General features: G+C 69.3%; 12 protein-coding genes and 1 riboswitch. Of the genes, 4 read left to right on the top strand and 8 right to left on the bottom strand.

Going from position 1 to position 12468, the window contains the following annotated elements:
- Positions 1 to 146: 146 nt before the first annotated feature.
- On the top strand, positions 147 to 758 hold the full coding sequence (locus tag AB0O15_RS42295; protein WP_364331822.1) for an HAD family phosphatase: 612 nt from the start codon (positions 147 to 149) through the stop codon (positions 756 to 758).
- A 54-nt stretch (positions 759 to 812) separates the two neighbouring features.
- On the opposite strand, the gene AB0O15_RS42290 is transcribed toward AB0O15_RS42295, so the two are convergent.
- Entirely contained in the window at positions 813 to 1073 is a 261-nt protein-coding gene (locus tag AB0O15_RS42290; RefSeq protein WP_364331819.1) for a hypothetical protein, read from the bottom strand.
- Positions 1074 to 1469: 396 nt separating this feature from the next.
- Positions 1470 to 2300, bottom strand: a complete 831-nt coding sequence (locus AB0O15_RS42285; RefSeq protein WP_364331816.1) for a LysR family transcriptional regulator — start codon at positions 2298 to 2300, stop codon at positions 1470 to 1472.
- Positions 2301 to 2423: 123 nt separating this feature from the next.
- Here AB0O15_RS42285 and AB0O15_RS42280 point away from each other — a divergent pair, with 123 nt between their 5' ends.
- Positions 2424 to 3203 (top strand): SDR family NAD(P)-dependent oxidoreductase, encoded by a 780-nt coding sequence (locus tag AB0O15_RS42280; protein WP_285690537.1) that lies wholly within the window; start codon positions 2424 to 2426, stop codon positions 3201 to 3203.
- A gap of 342 nt (positions 3204 to 3545) precedes the next feature.
- Here the strand turns inward: AB0O15_RS42280 and AB0O15_RS42275 are convergent, their stop codons facing one another.
- The 5 genes from AB0O15_RS42275 to AB0O15_RS42255 all read right to left on the bottom strand — a co-directional run bounded on the left by AB0O15_RS42275 (position 3546) and on the right by AB0O15_RS42255 (position 8916).
- On the bottom strand, positions 3546 to 4370 hold the full coding sequence (locus AB0O15_RS42275; RefSeq protein WP_364331813.1) for a carbohydrate ABC transporter permease: 825 nt from the start codon (positions 4368 to 4370) through the stop codon (positions 3546 to 3548).
- Positions 4370 to 5314 (bottom strand): sugar ABC transporter permease, encoded by a 945-nt coding sequence (locus AB0O15_RS42270; RefSeq protein WP_364331810.1) that lies wholly within the window; start codon positions 5312 to 5314, stop codon positions 4370 to 4372. The genes AB0O15_RS42275 and AB0O15_RS42270 overlap by 1 nt, the downstream gene beginning before the upstream one ends.
- Before the next feature lies 1 nt (position 5315).
- Positions 5316 to 6632 carry an ABC transporter substrate-binding protein gene (locus tag AB0O15_RS42265; protein ID WP_364331807.1) on the bottom strand — a complete coding sequence of 439 codons (1317 nt, stop codon included), beginning with the start codon at positions 6630 to 6632 and terminating at the stop codon, positions 5316 to 5318.
- A 20-nt stretch (positions 6633 to 6652) separates the two neighbouring features.
- A complete protein-coding gene (locus AB0O15_RS42260; protein WP_364331805.1) occupies positions 6653 to 7543 on the bottom strand; it encodes a sugar isomerase in 891 nt (296 codons plus the stop codon).
- A gap of 71 nt (positions 7544 to 7614) precedes the next feature.
- On the bottom strand, positions 7615 to 8916 hold the full coding sequence (locus AB0O15_RS42255) for an alpha-glucosidase/alpha-galactosidase (RefSeq protein ID WP_364331802.1): 1302 nt from the start codon (positions 8914 to 8916) through the stop codon (positions 7615 to 7617).
- Positions 8917 to 9021: 105 nt separating this feature from the next.
- Between AB0O15_RS42255 and AB0O15_RS42250 the strand changes: the two genes are divergently transcribed.
- Both AB0O15_RS42250 and AB0O15_RS42245 read left to right on the top strand, forming a co-directional pair.
- On the top strand, positions 9022 to 9801 hold the full coding sequence (locus AB0O15_RS42250) for a DeoR/GlpR family DNA-binding transcription regulator (RefSeq protein WP_364331799.1): 780 nt from the start codon (positions 9022 to 9024) through the stop codon (positions 9799 to 9801).
- Positions 9802 to 9824: 23 nt separating this feature from the next.
- A riboswitch (SAM riboswitch) is annotated at positions 9825 to 9939 on the top strand.
- A gap of 17 nt (positions 9940 to 9956) precedes the next feature.
- The gene (locus AB0O15_RS42245; RefSeq protein WP_364331796.1) at positions 9957 to 11129 is read left to right on the top strand and encodes an aminotransferase class V-fold PLP-dependent enzyme; all 1173 of its coding nucleotides are present in this window, start codon (positions 9957 to 9959) and stop codon (positions 11127 to 11129) included.
- Here AB0O15_RS42245 and AB0O15_RS42240 read toward each other — a convergent pair.
- Positions 11112 to 12413: a M20/M25/M40 family metallo-hydrolase gene (locus tag AB0O15_RS42240; protein ID WP_364331794.1), complete on the bottom strand. Its 1302-nt coding sequence runs from the start codon at positions 12411 to 12413 to the stop codon at positions 11112 to 11114. The genes AB0O15_RS42245 and AB0O15_RS42240 overlap by 18 nt on opposite strands.
- Positions 12414 to 12468: the final 55 nt, after the last annotated feature.

Genomic DNA, 12468 nt, shown 5'->3' with positions numbered 1-12468 from the left:
AGGCATCGAGCACGCGCCCGGAACTACACAGCCGACACCATGTCGACCCTCCTAACTGCGAGTCCACTCGCAAAGTGCGACCTCGTGTCGCAACGGCAGATCAGTGCACGGACTTCGCTTGGCCCACGCGGTTCTAGGATATGCCTGTGATTAACGTGCTGGCGTTTGATCTCGGTGGTGTGCTGTTCAGCGATGGCACCAGGGAATTTATCGAGCACCTGAACCGAACATCCGGTGTCGATACGGCACGCGCCGACGAGCTTCTTAACGGGAGTCTCGGAAGCAGATACCGGGAAGGCCGGATGAGCCAAGACGAATTCTGGGCTGCCTTCCGGCGGGCGCTGGGGCTATCAGCATCAGGGCCCGAGCTCGCGGCGCGGTGGATAGACGGCTACCGCCTGAACGAGGGGACCCGGAACCTCATCCAAGATCTTTCGCAGGACTACGACCTGTACTACCTGTCTGACAACGTGGCAGAACGCGTTGAGGCCATCGAGCGTCGGTATCACTTCCTACGACTATTCAAGGGCGGCGTGTTCTCCCATGAGGTAGGCGTTCGTAAACCACACCCCCGGATTTACGAGATCCTACTGAAAAGAATCGGGGTCGAGCCTCAGAAGATCTTATTCGTGGATGACAAAGAATGGGCGCTCGCGCCAGCCGAGCGGATCGGGATGAAGACTGTTTTGTTTCGAGACAGCGAACAGGTTCGGCGGGCTCTGGAACAGCTCTGCATCCCTCGGAATCAGCGGGGTTGACAGTATCCGCCATCGGGCAGCATGCCACCGGACACCCTCTCATCGGCAGATCTGTTACCGCCCGGCACACCGGCCGTCACTCTGTGTAGTCCAAGGTGCTGACGAAGGCTCGGCCGCCGGCTCGATGCTGAGCTCGTCTGCGCGGATCAGGATCTCCAGAGCGTGGCTGACGTCGGGGGCGGTCGAAGGCATCTGGACGTAGAACTTCCTGGTCGTGCTCTCGTCGGCGTGCCCGAGCTGGGCGGCGGCTTCGGTGACCAGGCCTTGTCCGCTCAGGACGGTAGCGACGGTCTTGCGGAACACGTGGGGACTCACCCATTTCAGTGCCTCCTTCTGGAAGGCGCGACCGCCGTTCGCGAATCAGCGAAATAGCGTTCTGCCAGCGGCAATCGCCACGATTCGGCCGATTTCGAGGCTACGGGTTACGGCCGCAGGAGACGGATCCGACGGATGGGCGGGCCTCGAAGGGAAGCGGGATCTGCCCGGTCAGCCCGGGATCAGAGCCGATCGCGGCGGATCGCGCCGTGTGCGAGGGACCTGGCCTCAGCGCCGAGGAGCCCCGCACCCGCTTGGCGCCGATGCCAGCTGTGGCGGGTGCGTGAGCGCCCGAGCGGGTTCAGATGGTGATCGGCCGTACTTCGCCGCGGTCGCCGATCTGAGCGACGGTGACGGCGAATCCCGTTGGCCCGCCCCGGCTCAGTACCGCTGGGTCTACCAGGTGGCCAGTCTGACGAGCGCGGCGACCTCCCGCGACCGGCTCCGAGACGGCCAGACGAGGTGCGTCGTGATCGGCGGGGCATCGGTCACCGGGACCGAGACGACGCCGCTGGTCAGGGACGGGCGGGCCGACTCGGGCAGGACGGCGCAGGCGCGGCCGAGTGCGATCAGTTGGAACAGCTCCGTCGCGTCGCGGATGGCCGGCCCAGGGCCGTCCGGATAGGTGCCGTCGGCGAGCGGCCAGCGGGGTCGCGGCAACCCGGGAAGCTCGTCCGAGGTCAGCGTGGCCCGGGCAGCCAACGGATGACCGACAGGCAGGACCGCCATCTGACCCTCGACGGCGATCACCTCGTGTTCGAGGCCGGTTGCGGAGTAACACCGCTCCTGCAGGACAGCGACGTCGGCACGTCCGTCGCGCAGCATCTGCTCCGGCTCGGCGCCCCCGGGCTGGACCAGGGCCACCTCGACGGTGACCGCGTCCGGCTCGGCGGCGTACGCGTCGAGCAGCTGCGCCAGCAAGTCGACGGCGACCCCGGCCCGGGTGACCAGCATCAGGCCGGTCCGTTCTCCAGCCCGGCGGGTGCGGCGGGCGGCTGCTTCCACCGCGTCCAAGGCGTTGCGGCCCTCATGCAACAGCACCGAGCCGGCTCGGGTGAGGGCGACCGTACGGCCGGTGCGCTCGAACAGCTTTGTGCCGAGGTGACGCTCGATCTTCTGCACGGTCCGGGTCAGTGCCGGTTGCGCGATGCCAAGCCGCTTGGCTGCCCGCCCGTAGTTCGACTCCTCGGCGACGGCGACGAAGTACCGCAGTTCACGCGTCTCCACGGCGGCGACTCTACCTGCGATTGATAACCGCGCGGCATTGGTTGGCTGCTCTGCCGGCATTGGATGCCAGCTGATGCGACGCAAGGATAAGGCGTCACCTTCGCTCGATGGGAGTTACCAATCATGAATCTGGAGCTGAAGGGCAAACGTGTCCTCGTCACCGGCGCCAGCAAGGGCCTGGGCCTCGGCATCGTCAAGGCCTTCCTCGCCGAGGGCGCCACGGTAGTCGCCGTCGCCCGGCACAGCACCCCCGAGCTCGACGCCACCGAGGCCACCTTCATCGCCGCTGACCTTTCCGACCCGGACGGGCCACGGCAGATGGTTCGCGCGGCCGGCCCCCACCTCGACGTCCTCGTCAACAATGTCGGCGGCGGCAACCCGCCGGCCGCCGCCTTCGACGACCCCCTCGACGGAGACGACGAAGTCTGGGCGGACCTGTTCGCGCTGAACCTGTCCGCGGCCGTGCGTACGATCCGCGCCGCGTTGCCGGCACTGACGCAGGCACGCGGGGCCATCGTCAACATCAGCTCGGACGCTGCGTTGCGGCCCGGCGCGGCTCCTATGCCGTACGCCGCCGCGAAGGCGGCCCTCAATTCGTTGTCGCGGGGACTGGCGGAGAAGTTGGCACCTCAGGGCGTCCGGGTCAATACCGTCACCCCCTCCGGGGTACGCGGTTACAGCCAGGAGGGTCCGGATGGCTACGTCGCCAACCTTGCGAAACATTTGGGCATGGAGCACAGCGCCCTGCTCGAAGTACTGCCGTCCCAGGGCGGCATGCTGACAGGCAGGCTGGCCGAGCCGGAGGAGGTCGCCCCTGCGGTGCTGTTACTCGCCTCCCCGGTCTGCTCGAGTGCGATCGGCGAGAACTGGACCGTGACGGCAGGCGCGGTGAAAGCCGTCTGACGCACGCAGGGTGGGCTGTGACCAGCTGGTAGCGAGCACCTGGTTCTTGTCCTTTTGGGGCATGGCCCACCCGCTCGAAGGTGGAAGGGCACCCGACCTCTTATCCATTCAGACTCATGGGCGCTGTGAAGCCTGGCAGGGTTGAACCCACTCTGAAAAGACCCGACCCAAAGCCCGCGCCGGCGTCGGGGGTTTGTCGCGCAGCGACGAAGGGTGACCCCTCACGCACGTCGCCGGGAGGGCGGCCGCGGAAGCGAAGCGTGCGGCCGCCCGGACGGGCCCTCGGCGGGAGCAGCGATCAGCACCCACCACCCACCTACGACAGGCTCTTGATCCTGAGGTTCAGCCTTTCAATCCGGTGAAGGTCATGGTGGCGATGAACTTCTTCTGGGCGATCAGGAACGCGATGATCAACGGCATCGTCGCGATCACGTTGCCGGCCATCAGCTCCGCCCACTCGGTGCGTCGGGTGCCCTGGAAGCTGGCCAGCCCCACCTGCATGGTGAACTTGGCGTCGTCGCTGATCGCCACCAGCGGCCACAGCAGGTCGTTCCAGCTGGACAGCAACGTGAAGACGGCCAGCGTGGCCATCGCCGGGCGGGCCAGCGGCAGCACCACGCTGATGAACGTGCGCAGCGTCGACGCCCCGTCCAGCCGGGCCGCCTCCTCGAGTTCGACCGGCAGCCCCAGGAAGAACTGTCTCATCAGGAAGATGCCGAACGCCGAGGCCAGCCAGGGCACGAACGCCGCGGCCAGGGTGTCGACGATGCCGGCCCGGGCGAACATCAGGTAGGTCGGGATCATCAGCAGCTGGATCGGGATCATGACCGTGGCCAGGATCAGCACGAAGGCCAGGCCGCGGCCGGCGAACTTGAGCCTCGCGAAGCCGTAGCCGGCCAGCGAGCACAGGACCAGGTGGGAGGCCACCGCGATGGCCGACACCAGGACCGTGTTGGCCAGCCAGCGCACCACCGGCGTCTCGGTCAGCAGTCCTTTGTAGCCCTCCAGGTGCAGGCCGGTGGTGGGTAGCAGCTTGGGCGGGAACTGGTTGATCTCGGCGGTGGACATGAAGGACGTCAGCACCATCTGGATGAGCGGCAGCACGAAGATCAGCGCCATCGGCATCAGCAGCAGGTGCCAGGGGCTGAAGGGAAGCCTTCGTCGCATCAGAACGCCTCCGTGCCGCGGCGGCGCCCGTACCAGATGACCAGCAGGGACAGCAGCAGCGTGACCGCGAAGAGCAGGTACGCGGCGGCCGCTCCGTACCCCAGCCTCTGGGTCTGGAACGCCAGCTCGTAGATGTAGTAGACGACGGTCTGGGTGCTGTTCAGCGGGCCGCCGCGGGTGGTCGTGTAGATCAGGTCGAACAGTTGCAGCGCGGTGATCGTCTGCCAGATCGCGGTGAAGACCGTGACCGGCCGGAGTTCGGGCAGGGTGACGTGCCAGAAGATCCGCCACGGGGAGGCGCCGTCGGTGCGCGCCGCCTCGACCAGCTCCTTCGGGATGTCCTGCAGGGCGGCCAGGTAGATGACCGCGGTGAAGCCGATCTCGCCCCACAGCGCGATGACGCAGATGATGTACATCGCCTGGTTGGGGCTCTCCAGGAACTGCTGGGCGGGGATGCCGACGCGCCGGAGGATCTCGTTGGCCGCGCCGAACTGCGGGTTGAAGACGAAGCCGGCCAGGATGCCGGTGGCCGCCGCGGACGCGACGTACGGCACGAAGATGCAGGTGCGGTAGAAGCCGATCAGCCGGATCTTCTGGTTCAGCGCGACCGCCACCAGCATGCCGACGACGATCGAGGCGGGTACGAACAGCGCGGTCAGCAGCAGCGTGTGCTGGGCCGCCGCGGCCATGTCGGGATCCTGGGCCAGCCGCTCGTAGTTCTGCCATCCGACCATCGTGGCCGGCGCGATGCCGTTCCACTTGGCCCGGGAGATGAAGAACGCCCAGACCGCGGGGAACAGCGACAGCCCGACCACGATCAAGGTGGCCGGCCCGGCGAACGCCCAGCCGGTCAGGTGGCGGGACAGCGCCCGGCGGCGCGGGTCGCGCCGCCGGTGACCGGCCGGTGCCGCGGACCGCGGCGTTGCGGCGAAGGTCAGCGCCATCTCACTCCTCCACGGCGTCGGCGGACTTCTTCGCCGCCGCGTCCAGGGCCTCCTTGGGCTGCGCCTTGCCCTGCAGCACCTGGGCGATCGCGTCGCCGACGTTGCGGGACAACACCTCGTAGCCCGCGACGGTCGGACGTGCCTTCTTGGCGTTCTGCAGGTTGTCGAAGAACTTCTGGCCGCCCTTGTACTCCGCGGTGTACTTCTTGAACGCCTCGGAGGTCTTCTCGGTGTCCCGCAACGGCAGGTTACCCACGGCCAGGTTCCACTTGGCGTCGGTTTCCGCGCTGGTCAGCCATTTGGCGAAGTCGCGGGTCGCGCCGGCCCGGTTGGCGTCCTGGTGGTCGAAGAGCACCCACAGGTCGGGGCCGGAGACGGTGGTGTGGTCGCCGTTGGTGCCGGGCAGCAGGGCCACGTCGTAGTCGAGCTTGGCCGTCTTCAGGTCGAGCAGCGACCACGGGCCCGAGATCATCATGCCGACCCGGCCGCTGTTGAACAGCGGGCCGTACTTCTCGTCGGTCTGGTCCAGGTACATCGACTTGTCGTCGACGGCGATCTGCCGCAGCGTCTCGAGCGACTTCACGCCGGCGTCGGAGTTGAAGGCCGGCTTGGTGCCGTCCAGGATCTCGCCGCCGTTCTGCCACAGCAGCGGCCACAGGTGCCAGGTGGTGTCCTCGCTGCCGGAGACCGAGTACGCGGTGCCGTACTGGTTCTTCGCCGGGATGGTCAGCTTCTTCGCGGTGGTGCGGAAGTCCTCCCAGGACCAGTCGTCCTTGGGGTACGCCAGGCCGGCCTGGTCGAACAGCTTCTTGTTGTAGATCACGGCCAGGTTGTCCACCAGCGCCGGCACGCCGATCACCTTGCCCTTGGCCGTGGCCACCTCGCGGGCCGCCGGGGAGAACTCGTTCCAGCCGAACGACGGCTCGTTGACGAACGACGTCAGGTCCTGCGTCTTCCCGCTCGCGCCCAGGTCACCGGCCCAGCTGCCGAAGGCGTACGAGATGTCGGGGTAGCTGCCCCCGGTGAAGCCGGCCGACAGCTTGGTCAGCAGGTCGTCGGTGGTGGGTGCGCCCGGCGCGGCCTTGATGGTCACGTTCGGGTGCGCCTTGGTGTATTCGGCGGCCAGTCCCTCCGCCACCTTCTGCGCCTCGGTGGTCTGTCCCGTCCACCAGGTGATCTCGACTTTAGCGTTGGGGTCGTACCCCGCGGCGGCGTCCTTGCCATCGTCGGTCGATCCGCCCATGCAGGCGGACAGGAGAAGAAGTGTCGCGCTGAGCCCGCCCAGGAGCAGGCGGCCGCGGCGGAGGGGTGTCGTCATCGGCAATTACCTCAATTTCGTCAGGCCACTGCGTCCGTCAGGACGACCGACCGGGTGAGCAATCGGGGGCGGTCGGGATCGAGGCCGCGGTGTGCGGCGAGGGCCAGCGCGAAGCGCTGGGCGAGGACGAGCTGGGCGAGCGGGTCGAGGCGATCGCGGTACGCGGTGGCGCCCGCGCCCCGGGCCACGTCGTCGAGGCCGGCCGGCACGTCGCCGAACGACCAGACGATGCTGTTACGCCCGGCCACCGCCACCGGTCCGTGCCGGAAGTCGCCGGCCGGGTAGGACTCGGAGTACGCCTGGGCGGCCTCGCGAACCTTGAGGGCGGCCTCGTGGGCCAGCCCGACGGTCCAGCCGGTGCCCAGGAAGACCAGGTGCTCGATGTTCTGCGGGTCGGCCGGCAGGTCGGCGGTGAGCGCCTTGCGCCCGTCCGCGGCCAGCCCGGCGAGGTCCTCGCCGAACGCGGCCCGGGCGAGCGCCAGCACGGTGGTCGGGAAGCGGGTCTGCACGACGCTCCGCTCGTCGGCGAAGTCGAGCAGCAGCCGGGTGTCGGTGAGCCCGTCGACCGGCATCCCGGGAACCGCGGTGATGACGACCTTGTGCGCGTCCGCCGGGGCCTGGCGGAGCGCCTCCAGCACCTCGGTGGAGGTGCCGGACCGGGTGACGGCGACGATGCGGTCGTAGCGGCGGCGCGGGACGTACTCGGACGCGCAGATCGCGTCGGTCTCGCCGAGCCCGGCATTCTCGCGCAGCTCGGCCATGCTCTGCGCGACGAACCAGGAGGTGCCGCACCCCATGATCAGCATGCGTTCACCGGGCGCGGCCAGTGCCGCGGTGGCCTCCCCGGCCAGCCCGAGTGCCTGTTCCCAGACGTCGGGCTGGCTGGCAATCTCCGAGGACGTGTGAGTCATGTTCGAGGATTATGCTCGTTTGTGATCGCTTAACAAGATCCCGGCGACAAACGAACATCCTGTATTGAGCGTTACACCGTGACCCGCAGCGCAGTCGGCAGAAGTTCACGATGCGCCGCCACCAACTCGTTGCACAAGTCCCAGATCGCGTCGACGCTGAGCGTGGCCGCGGTGTTCGGGTCGACCATGGCCGCCTGGCGGATCTTGCGCGGGTCGTTCTCGATCGCCGCGGCCACGGTCAGCTGGCCGACCGAGACGAAGCTGCGGTTCAGCGCGGCGCACTGCGGCGGCAGGGCGCCGACCCGCTCCGGGCGTACGCCGAGATGGTCGACCACGCACGGCACCTCGACCGCGTAGCCGCTCGGCAGGTTGCTGATCAGGTCGTGGTTGGCCACGTTGCCGTGGATGCGGCGGAGCTGCCCGGTGACCATGCTGTGGATGACCTGCGGGGCGTACTCGGTGGCGTCCCGGCTGACGTCCAGCGGCTCGCCGGCCCGCAACGACGCGCGCGTGGCGTGGTACTCCTCCACGTTGCCGGCGCTGATCCGCAGGTAGTCGCCGACCGGGATGCGCAGCCGCTCGATCTCGTCGTCGAGGTGCAGGTACCAGGGCAGGTACTCGGACGAGTGCTCGCTGGTCTCGGTGGGGAAGTAGCCCAGCCGCCGGTACATGTCCATCCGGACCCGTCGTCGCAGCTCGGGCTCCCGCTCGAGCAGCTCGTCCAGGCGCGGGTAGAGCGACTCGCCGTTGTGCTCGAACCGCAGCAGCCACGCCTGGTGGTTCACGCCGGCGCCGGTGTAGTCGATCTCCTGGTGCGGGACGCCGAGCAGGTTGCCCAGGTCGTGCACGGTCCAGAAGACCGAGTGGCAGAGGCCGACGGCCTTCAGGCGGGGCTGCGCCGCGGCCAGGTAATCGATGTTCATGGCCATCGGATTGGTGTAGTTCAGCAGCCACGCGTCCGGGCAGATCTCCAGCATGTCGCGGGCGATCCCGTCGAGCACCGGGAACGTGCGCAGGGCCCGGAAGATGCCGCCGACGCCGAGCGTGTCGGCGATGGTCTGGCGCAGGCCGTACTTCGCCGGGATCTCGAAGTCCTTCACGGTCGCCGCGTGCATGCCGACCTGGATCGCGTTGATCACGAAGTCGGCGCCGTCCAGCGAGGCCCGCCGGTCCAGGCTGGCGGTGATCACCGGCTTGGCGCCCAGCTGCTCCGCGGTACGCCGGGCGATCGCCTCCGCCGTCTCCAGGCGCTCCGGGTCGATGTCGTGCAGCGAGAGCGTGACCTCGCGTAATTCGGCGAAGGAAAGGATGTCGGCGAGCAGTTCACGGGTGAACACCACGCTGCCCGCGCCGAGGAAAGTGATCACAGTCATGGGCGGATTCTCGTGACGAAGGTTGCGAACGCGCAAGCAGATCTGGTTTATCGCTTGAAAACGAACTAGCCTGACTGCGCGTTTGATCAACCCTGGGAGTTGCACATGCCGCCGAGCACCCTGCGCCGCGCCGATCGGGTGTCCGCGATCCTGGAACGCGTCGCCAGCCACGGCTCGGTCGACGCCGGTCACCTGGCCGGCGAGTTCAAGGTCTCACCCGCAACGATCCGGCGCGACCTCCAGGTTCTGGAGGATCAACGGCTGCTGTCGCGTACGCACGGCGGCGCGGTCGCCGTCGATGTGGCCTACGAGCTGCCGGTGCGCTACCGGGTCGGCCAGCACCGCGAGGAGAAGGCGCTGGTCGCCCGGACCGTCGCGCGCATCCTGCCGAAGGGCCCGCTCACCCTGGGCCTGACCGGCGGCACCACCACCCACCTGCTGGCCCGCCTGCTCGCCGAGCGGGTCGACCTGACCGTGGTGACCAACGCCCTGAACATCGCGGCCGAGCTGGCGCTGCGCCCCCGGCTCAAACTGATCATGACCGGCGGCGTGTCCCGCACCCAGAGCTACGAGCTGGTCGGCCCGATCGCCGACCAGGCGCTCCAGGGCCTGAACATGGCGGTCGCCGTGGTCGGCGTCGACGGCATCAGCGCCCGCGGCGGCCTGACCACCCACGACGAGATCGAGGCGAACACCAACGCCACCATGATCCGCCGCGCCGACAAGGTCATCGTGGTCGCCGACGGCTCCAAGATCGGCCGCATCTGCCTGGCCGGCATCTGCGCCGTCACCGACGTGGCCACCCTGGTCACCGACTCCAGCGCCGACGAGGCCGGCGTCGAGGCCATTCGCCGGATGGGCACCGAGGTCGTCGTCGCGAGCTGACGGCTCTGCTAATCTCGGCGACAGGTCATGAGTGCCAGCGGAAAGCCCCGGCTCGCTGGCCGGCAACCCTTGCGTTCGCGATGGGGTGCCCCGGGTGAAGACCAGGCTCGCGTCAACCGGCGTGGGCAAGCGCGGACCCTCCCGGAGGTGCATCCATGTCCGCCACCCTCCTGTCCACCGAACTCGACGTCGTCGGGCTCACCCCCGACTTCACCCACCTCGACTACGCCGCCTCAGCGCCCTGTGTCCGCGCCGCGGCCGACGCGGTGAACGCCCTCCTCCCGTTCTACGGCAGCGTGCACCGGGGCACCGGGCTCCGGTCACAGACCTCGACCCTGGAGTACGAGCGGGCCCGCGACACGGTGGCCGAGTTCGTCGGCGCCCGCCCCGGCGACCACGTGATCTTCACCCGCAACACCACCGACGCGCTGAACCTGCTGGCCCGGGCCCTGCCCGCCGGCACCACGACGGTCGTCTTCGACGGCGAGCACCACGCCAACCTGCTGCCCTGGCCCGCGGCCGTCCGCATCCCGTCGCCGTCCTCGCCGGACGCCGCCGTCGCCGCGCTCGACGCCACCCTGGAAAATCTGGGCAAGAACGTGCTGGTCGCGATCACCGGGGCAGGCAACGTGACCGGGGAGATCTGGCCGGTGCGCCGGCTCGCCGACGTCGCCCACCGGCACGGCGCCCGGGTCGTGGTCGACGCCGCGCAGCTCGCTCCGCACGTACCCGTCGATCTCGATGATCTCGGCGCCGACTATCTCGCGCTGTCCGGTCACAAGCTGTACGCCCCGTTCGGGGCCGGTGTGCTGGCCGGGCGCGGCGACTGGCTGGACGCTGCCGAGCCTTACCTGCGTGGCGGCGGGGCGAGCGCGGCGGTCGGCGACGACCCGGCCGACGTCACCTGGACCACCGGCCCGGCCCGGCACGAGGGCGGCACCCCGAACCTGCTGGGCGCGGTTTCGCTCGGCGCCGTCTGCGCGGCCCTGCTGCGCGCCGATCGGGCCGCCCTGCTGGAGCACGAGCAGAGCCTCATCGACGGCCTCGGCGGCGTGACCCTGTTCGGCGGGGCGGCGCCGCGGGTGGGCATCGCGTCGTTCGTGGTTCCCGACCCGGCCGGGGTCGCCGCGAAGCTGGCCGACGACTACGGCATCGGGGTGCGCGCGGGCCAGTTCTGCGCCCACCCGCTGGTGCGGCGCCTGACCGGCGCGACCTCCCAGACCTGCGAGAACGGCGGACTGCTACGGGCCAGCTTCGGCCTCGGCTCGACCACCGAGGACGTCGAGCGGCTCGTGCGGGCGCTGACCGAGCTAGGCCTGCGTCAGTAACCGGGCGAGCACCCGGGTGCCGAAGGTCAGCCCGTCCACCGGCACCCGCTCGTCCACCCCGTGGAACAGCGACGCGAAGTCCAGGTCCGGCGGCAGCCGTAACGGCGCGAACCCGAAGTGCCGGATCCCCAGCCGCCGGAACGACTTCGCGTCGGTGCCGGCCGACAGCATGTACGGCAGCAGCCGCGCGCCCGGGTCCTCCGCTCCGATCGCCGCCGCCATCGCGTCGACCAGCCGCCCGTCGAACGTCGTCTCCACCGCCGGCATCGTGTCCCACTCCGGCTCGACGTCCGGCCCGAGCACCTTGACCAGCTCCTCCTTGAAGGCCTCGTCCCGCCCCGGGAGCATCCGGGCGTCCACCGTGGCGTGCGCGACCGACGGCACCACGTTGGTCTTGTATCCCGCCTCCAGCATCGTGACCGTGGCGGTGTCCCGCAGCGTCGCCCCCACCATCCGGGCCAGGTGACCGAGCCGCGCCACGAACGGCTCCGGATCATCCGGGTCGAACGGGATCCCGGTCATCTCCGACAGCCCCGTGAGCAGGTCGCGGACCGGCCCGGTCAGCACCAGCGGAAACCGGTGCTGATCCAGCCGGGTGACCGCCGCGGCCAGCTTGGCGACCGCGTTGTCGGTGTGCAGCAGCGAGCCGTGCCCCGCCGTGCCCCGGGCGTGCAGCCGCAGCCACATGGTGCCCTTCTCGGCCGTCTCGACCAGGTAGGCCCGCGCGCTGTCGCCGACCGTGACCGAGAAGCCGCCGACCTCACTGATCGCCTCGGTCGCCCCCTCGAACAGCTCCGGCCGATGATCCACCAGCCACGACGCCCCGTTGAGGCCACCGGCTTCCTCGTCAGCTACGTAGGCGAAGATCAGATCCCGCGCCGGCACCACCCCGTCCCGCTTGAACTGCCGAGCCACGGCCAGCGTCTGGGCCACCGCGCCCTTCATGTCAACCGCGCCGCGCCCCCACACGTAGCCGTCCCGAACCTCCCCCGAGAACGGGTGCACCGCCCAGTCCGCCGCGTCGGCCGGCACCACATCGAGGTGCCCGTGCACAAGCAGGGCGCCACGCGAGGGGTCGGCCCCCGCCAGCCGGGCGATCACATTCCCCCGGCCCCGGGCGCCCGACTCGACGTATGTCACGTCGTACCCCACCTCGGCCAGCTTCCCCGCCACGTACTCAGCGGCGGGCCGCTCGGTCCCCGGCCCGCCGGCGTCCGCCGTGTTGGTGGTGTCGATGGCGATGAGCTCGCTCGCAAAGGTGACGACTTCATCGTCTGGGCTCATGCCGCCAGCTTCCCAGACGTCCGTGAAGCGCGGGCGGTCCGGAAAGCCGGTTCGA

Origin of the sequence: Actinoplanes sp. NPDC089786 (assembly GCF_040684855.1) — a bacterium.
GTDB lineage: Bacteria > Actinomycetota > Actinomycetes > Mycobacteriales > Micromonosporaceae > Actinoplanes.
Note: the sequence above shows the minus strand (reverse complement) of the source record. Positions and strands in the feature narration are given on the sequence as shown.

What these genes read in the sequence shown, in the direction of transcription:
- AB0O15_RS42270 (WP_364331810.1), bottom strand. Translation starts at nt 5,314, where the DNA reads ATGGCGCTGACCTTCGCCGCAACGCCGCGGTCCGCGGCACCGGCCGGT.
- AB0O15_RS42240 (WP_364331794.1), bottom strand. Translation starts at nt 12,413, where the DNA reads ATGAGCCCAGACGATGAAGTCGTCACCTTTGCGAGCGAGCTCATCGCC.
- AB0O15_RS42255 (WP_364331802.1), bottom strand. Translation starts at nt 8,916, where the DNA reads ATGACTGTGATCACTTTCCTCGGCGCGGGCAGCGTGGTGTTCACCCGT.
- AB0O15_RS42250 (WP_364331799.1), top strand. Translation starts at nt 9,022, where the DNA reads ATGCCGCCGAGCACCCTGCGCCGCGCCGATCGGGTGTCCGCGATCCTG.
- AB0O15_RS42275 (WP_364331813.1), bottom strand. Translation starts at nt 4,370, where the DNA reads ATGCGACGAAGGCTTCCCTTCAGCCCCTGGCACCTGCTGCTGATGCCG.
- AB0O15_RS42245 (WP_364331796.1), top strand. Translation starts at nt 9,957, where the DNA reads ATGTCCGCCACCCTCCTGTCCACCGAACTCGACGTCGTCGGGCTCACC.
- AB0O15_RS42265 (WP_364331807.1), bottom strand. Translation starts at nt 6,632, where the DNA reads ATGACGACACCCCTCCGCCGCGGCCGCCTGCTCCTGGGCGGGCTCAGC.
- AB0O15_RS42280 (WP_285690537.1), top strand. Translation starts at nt 2,424, where the DNA reads ATGAATCTGGAGCTGAAGGGCAAACGTGTCCTCGTCACCGGCGCCAGC.
- AB0O15_RS42260 (WP_364331805.1), bottom strand. Translation starts at nt 7,543, where the DNA reads ATGACTCACACGTCCTCGGAGATTGCCAGCCAGCCCGACGTCTGGGAA.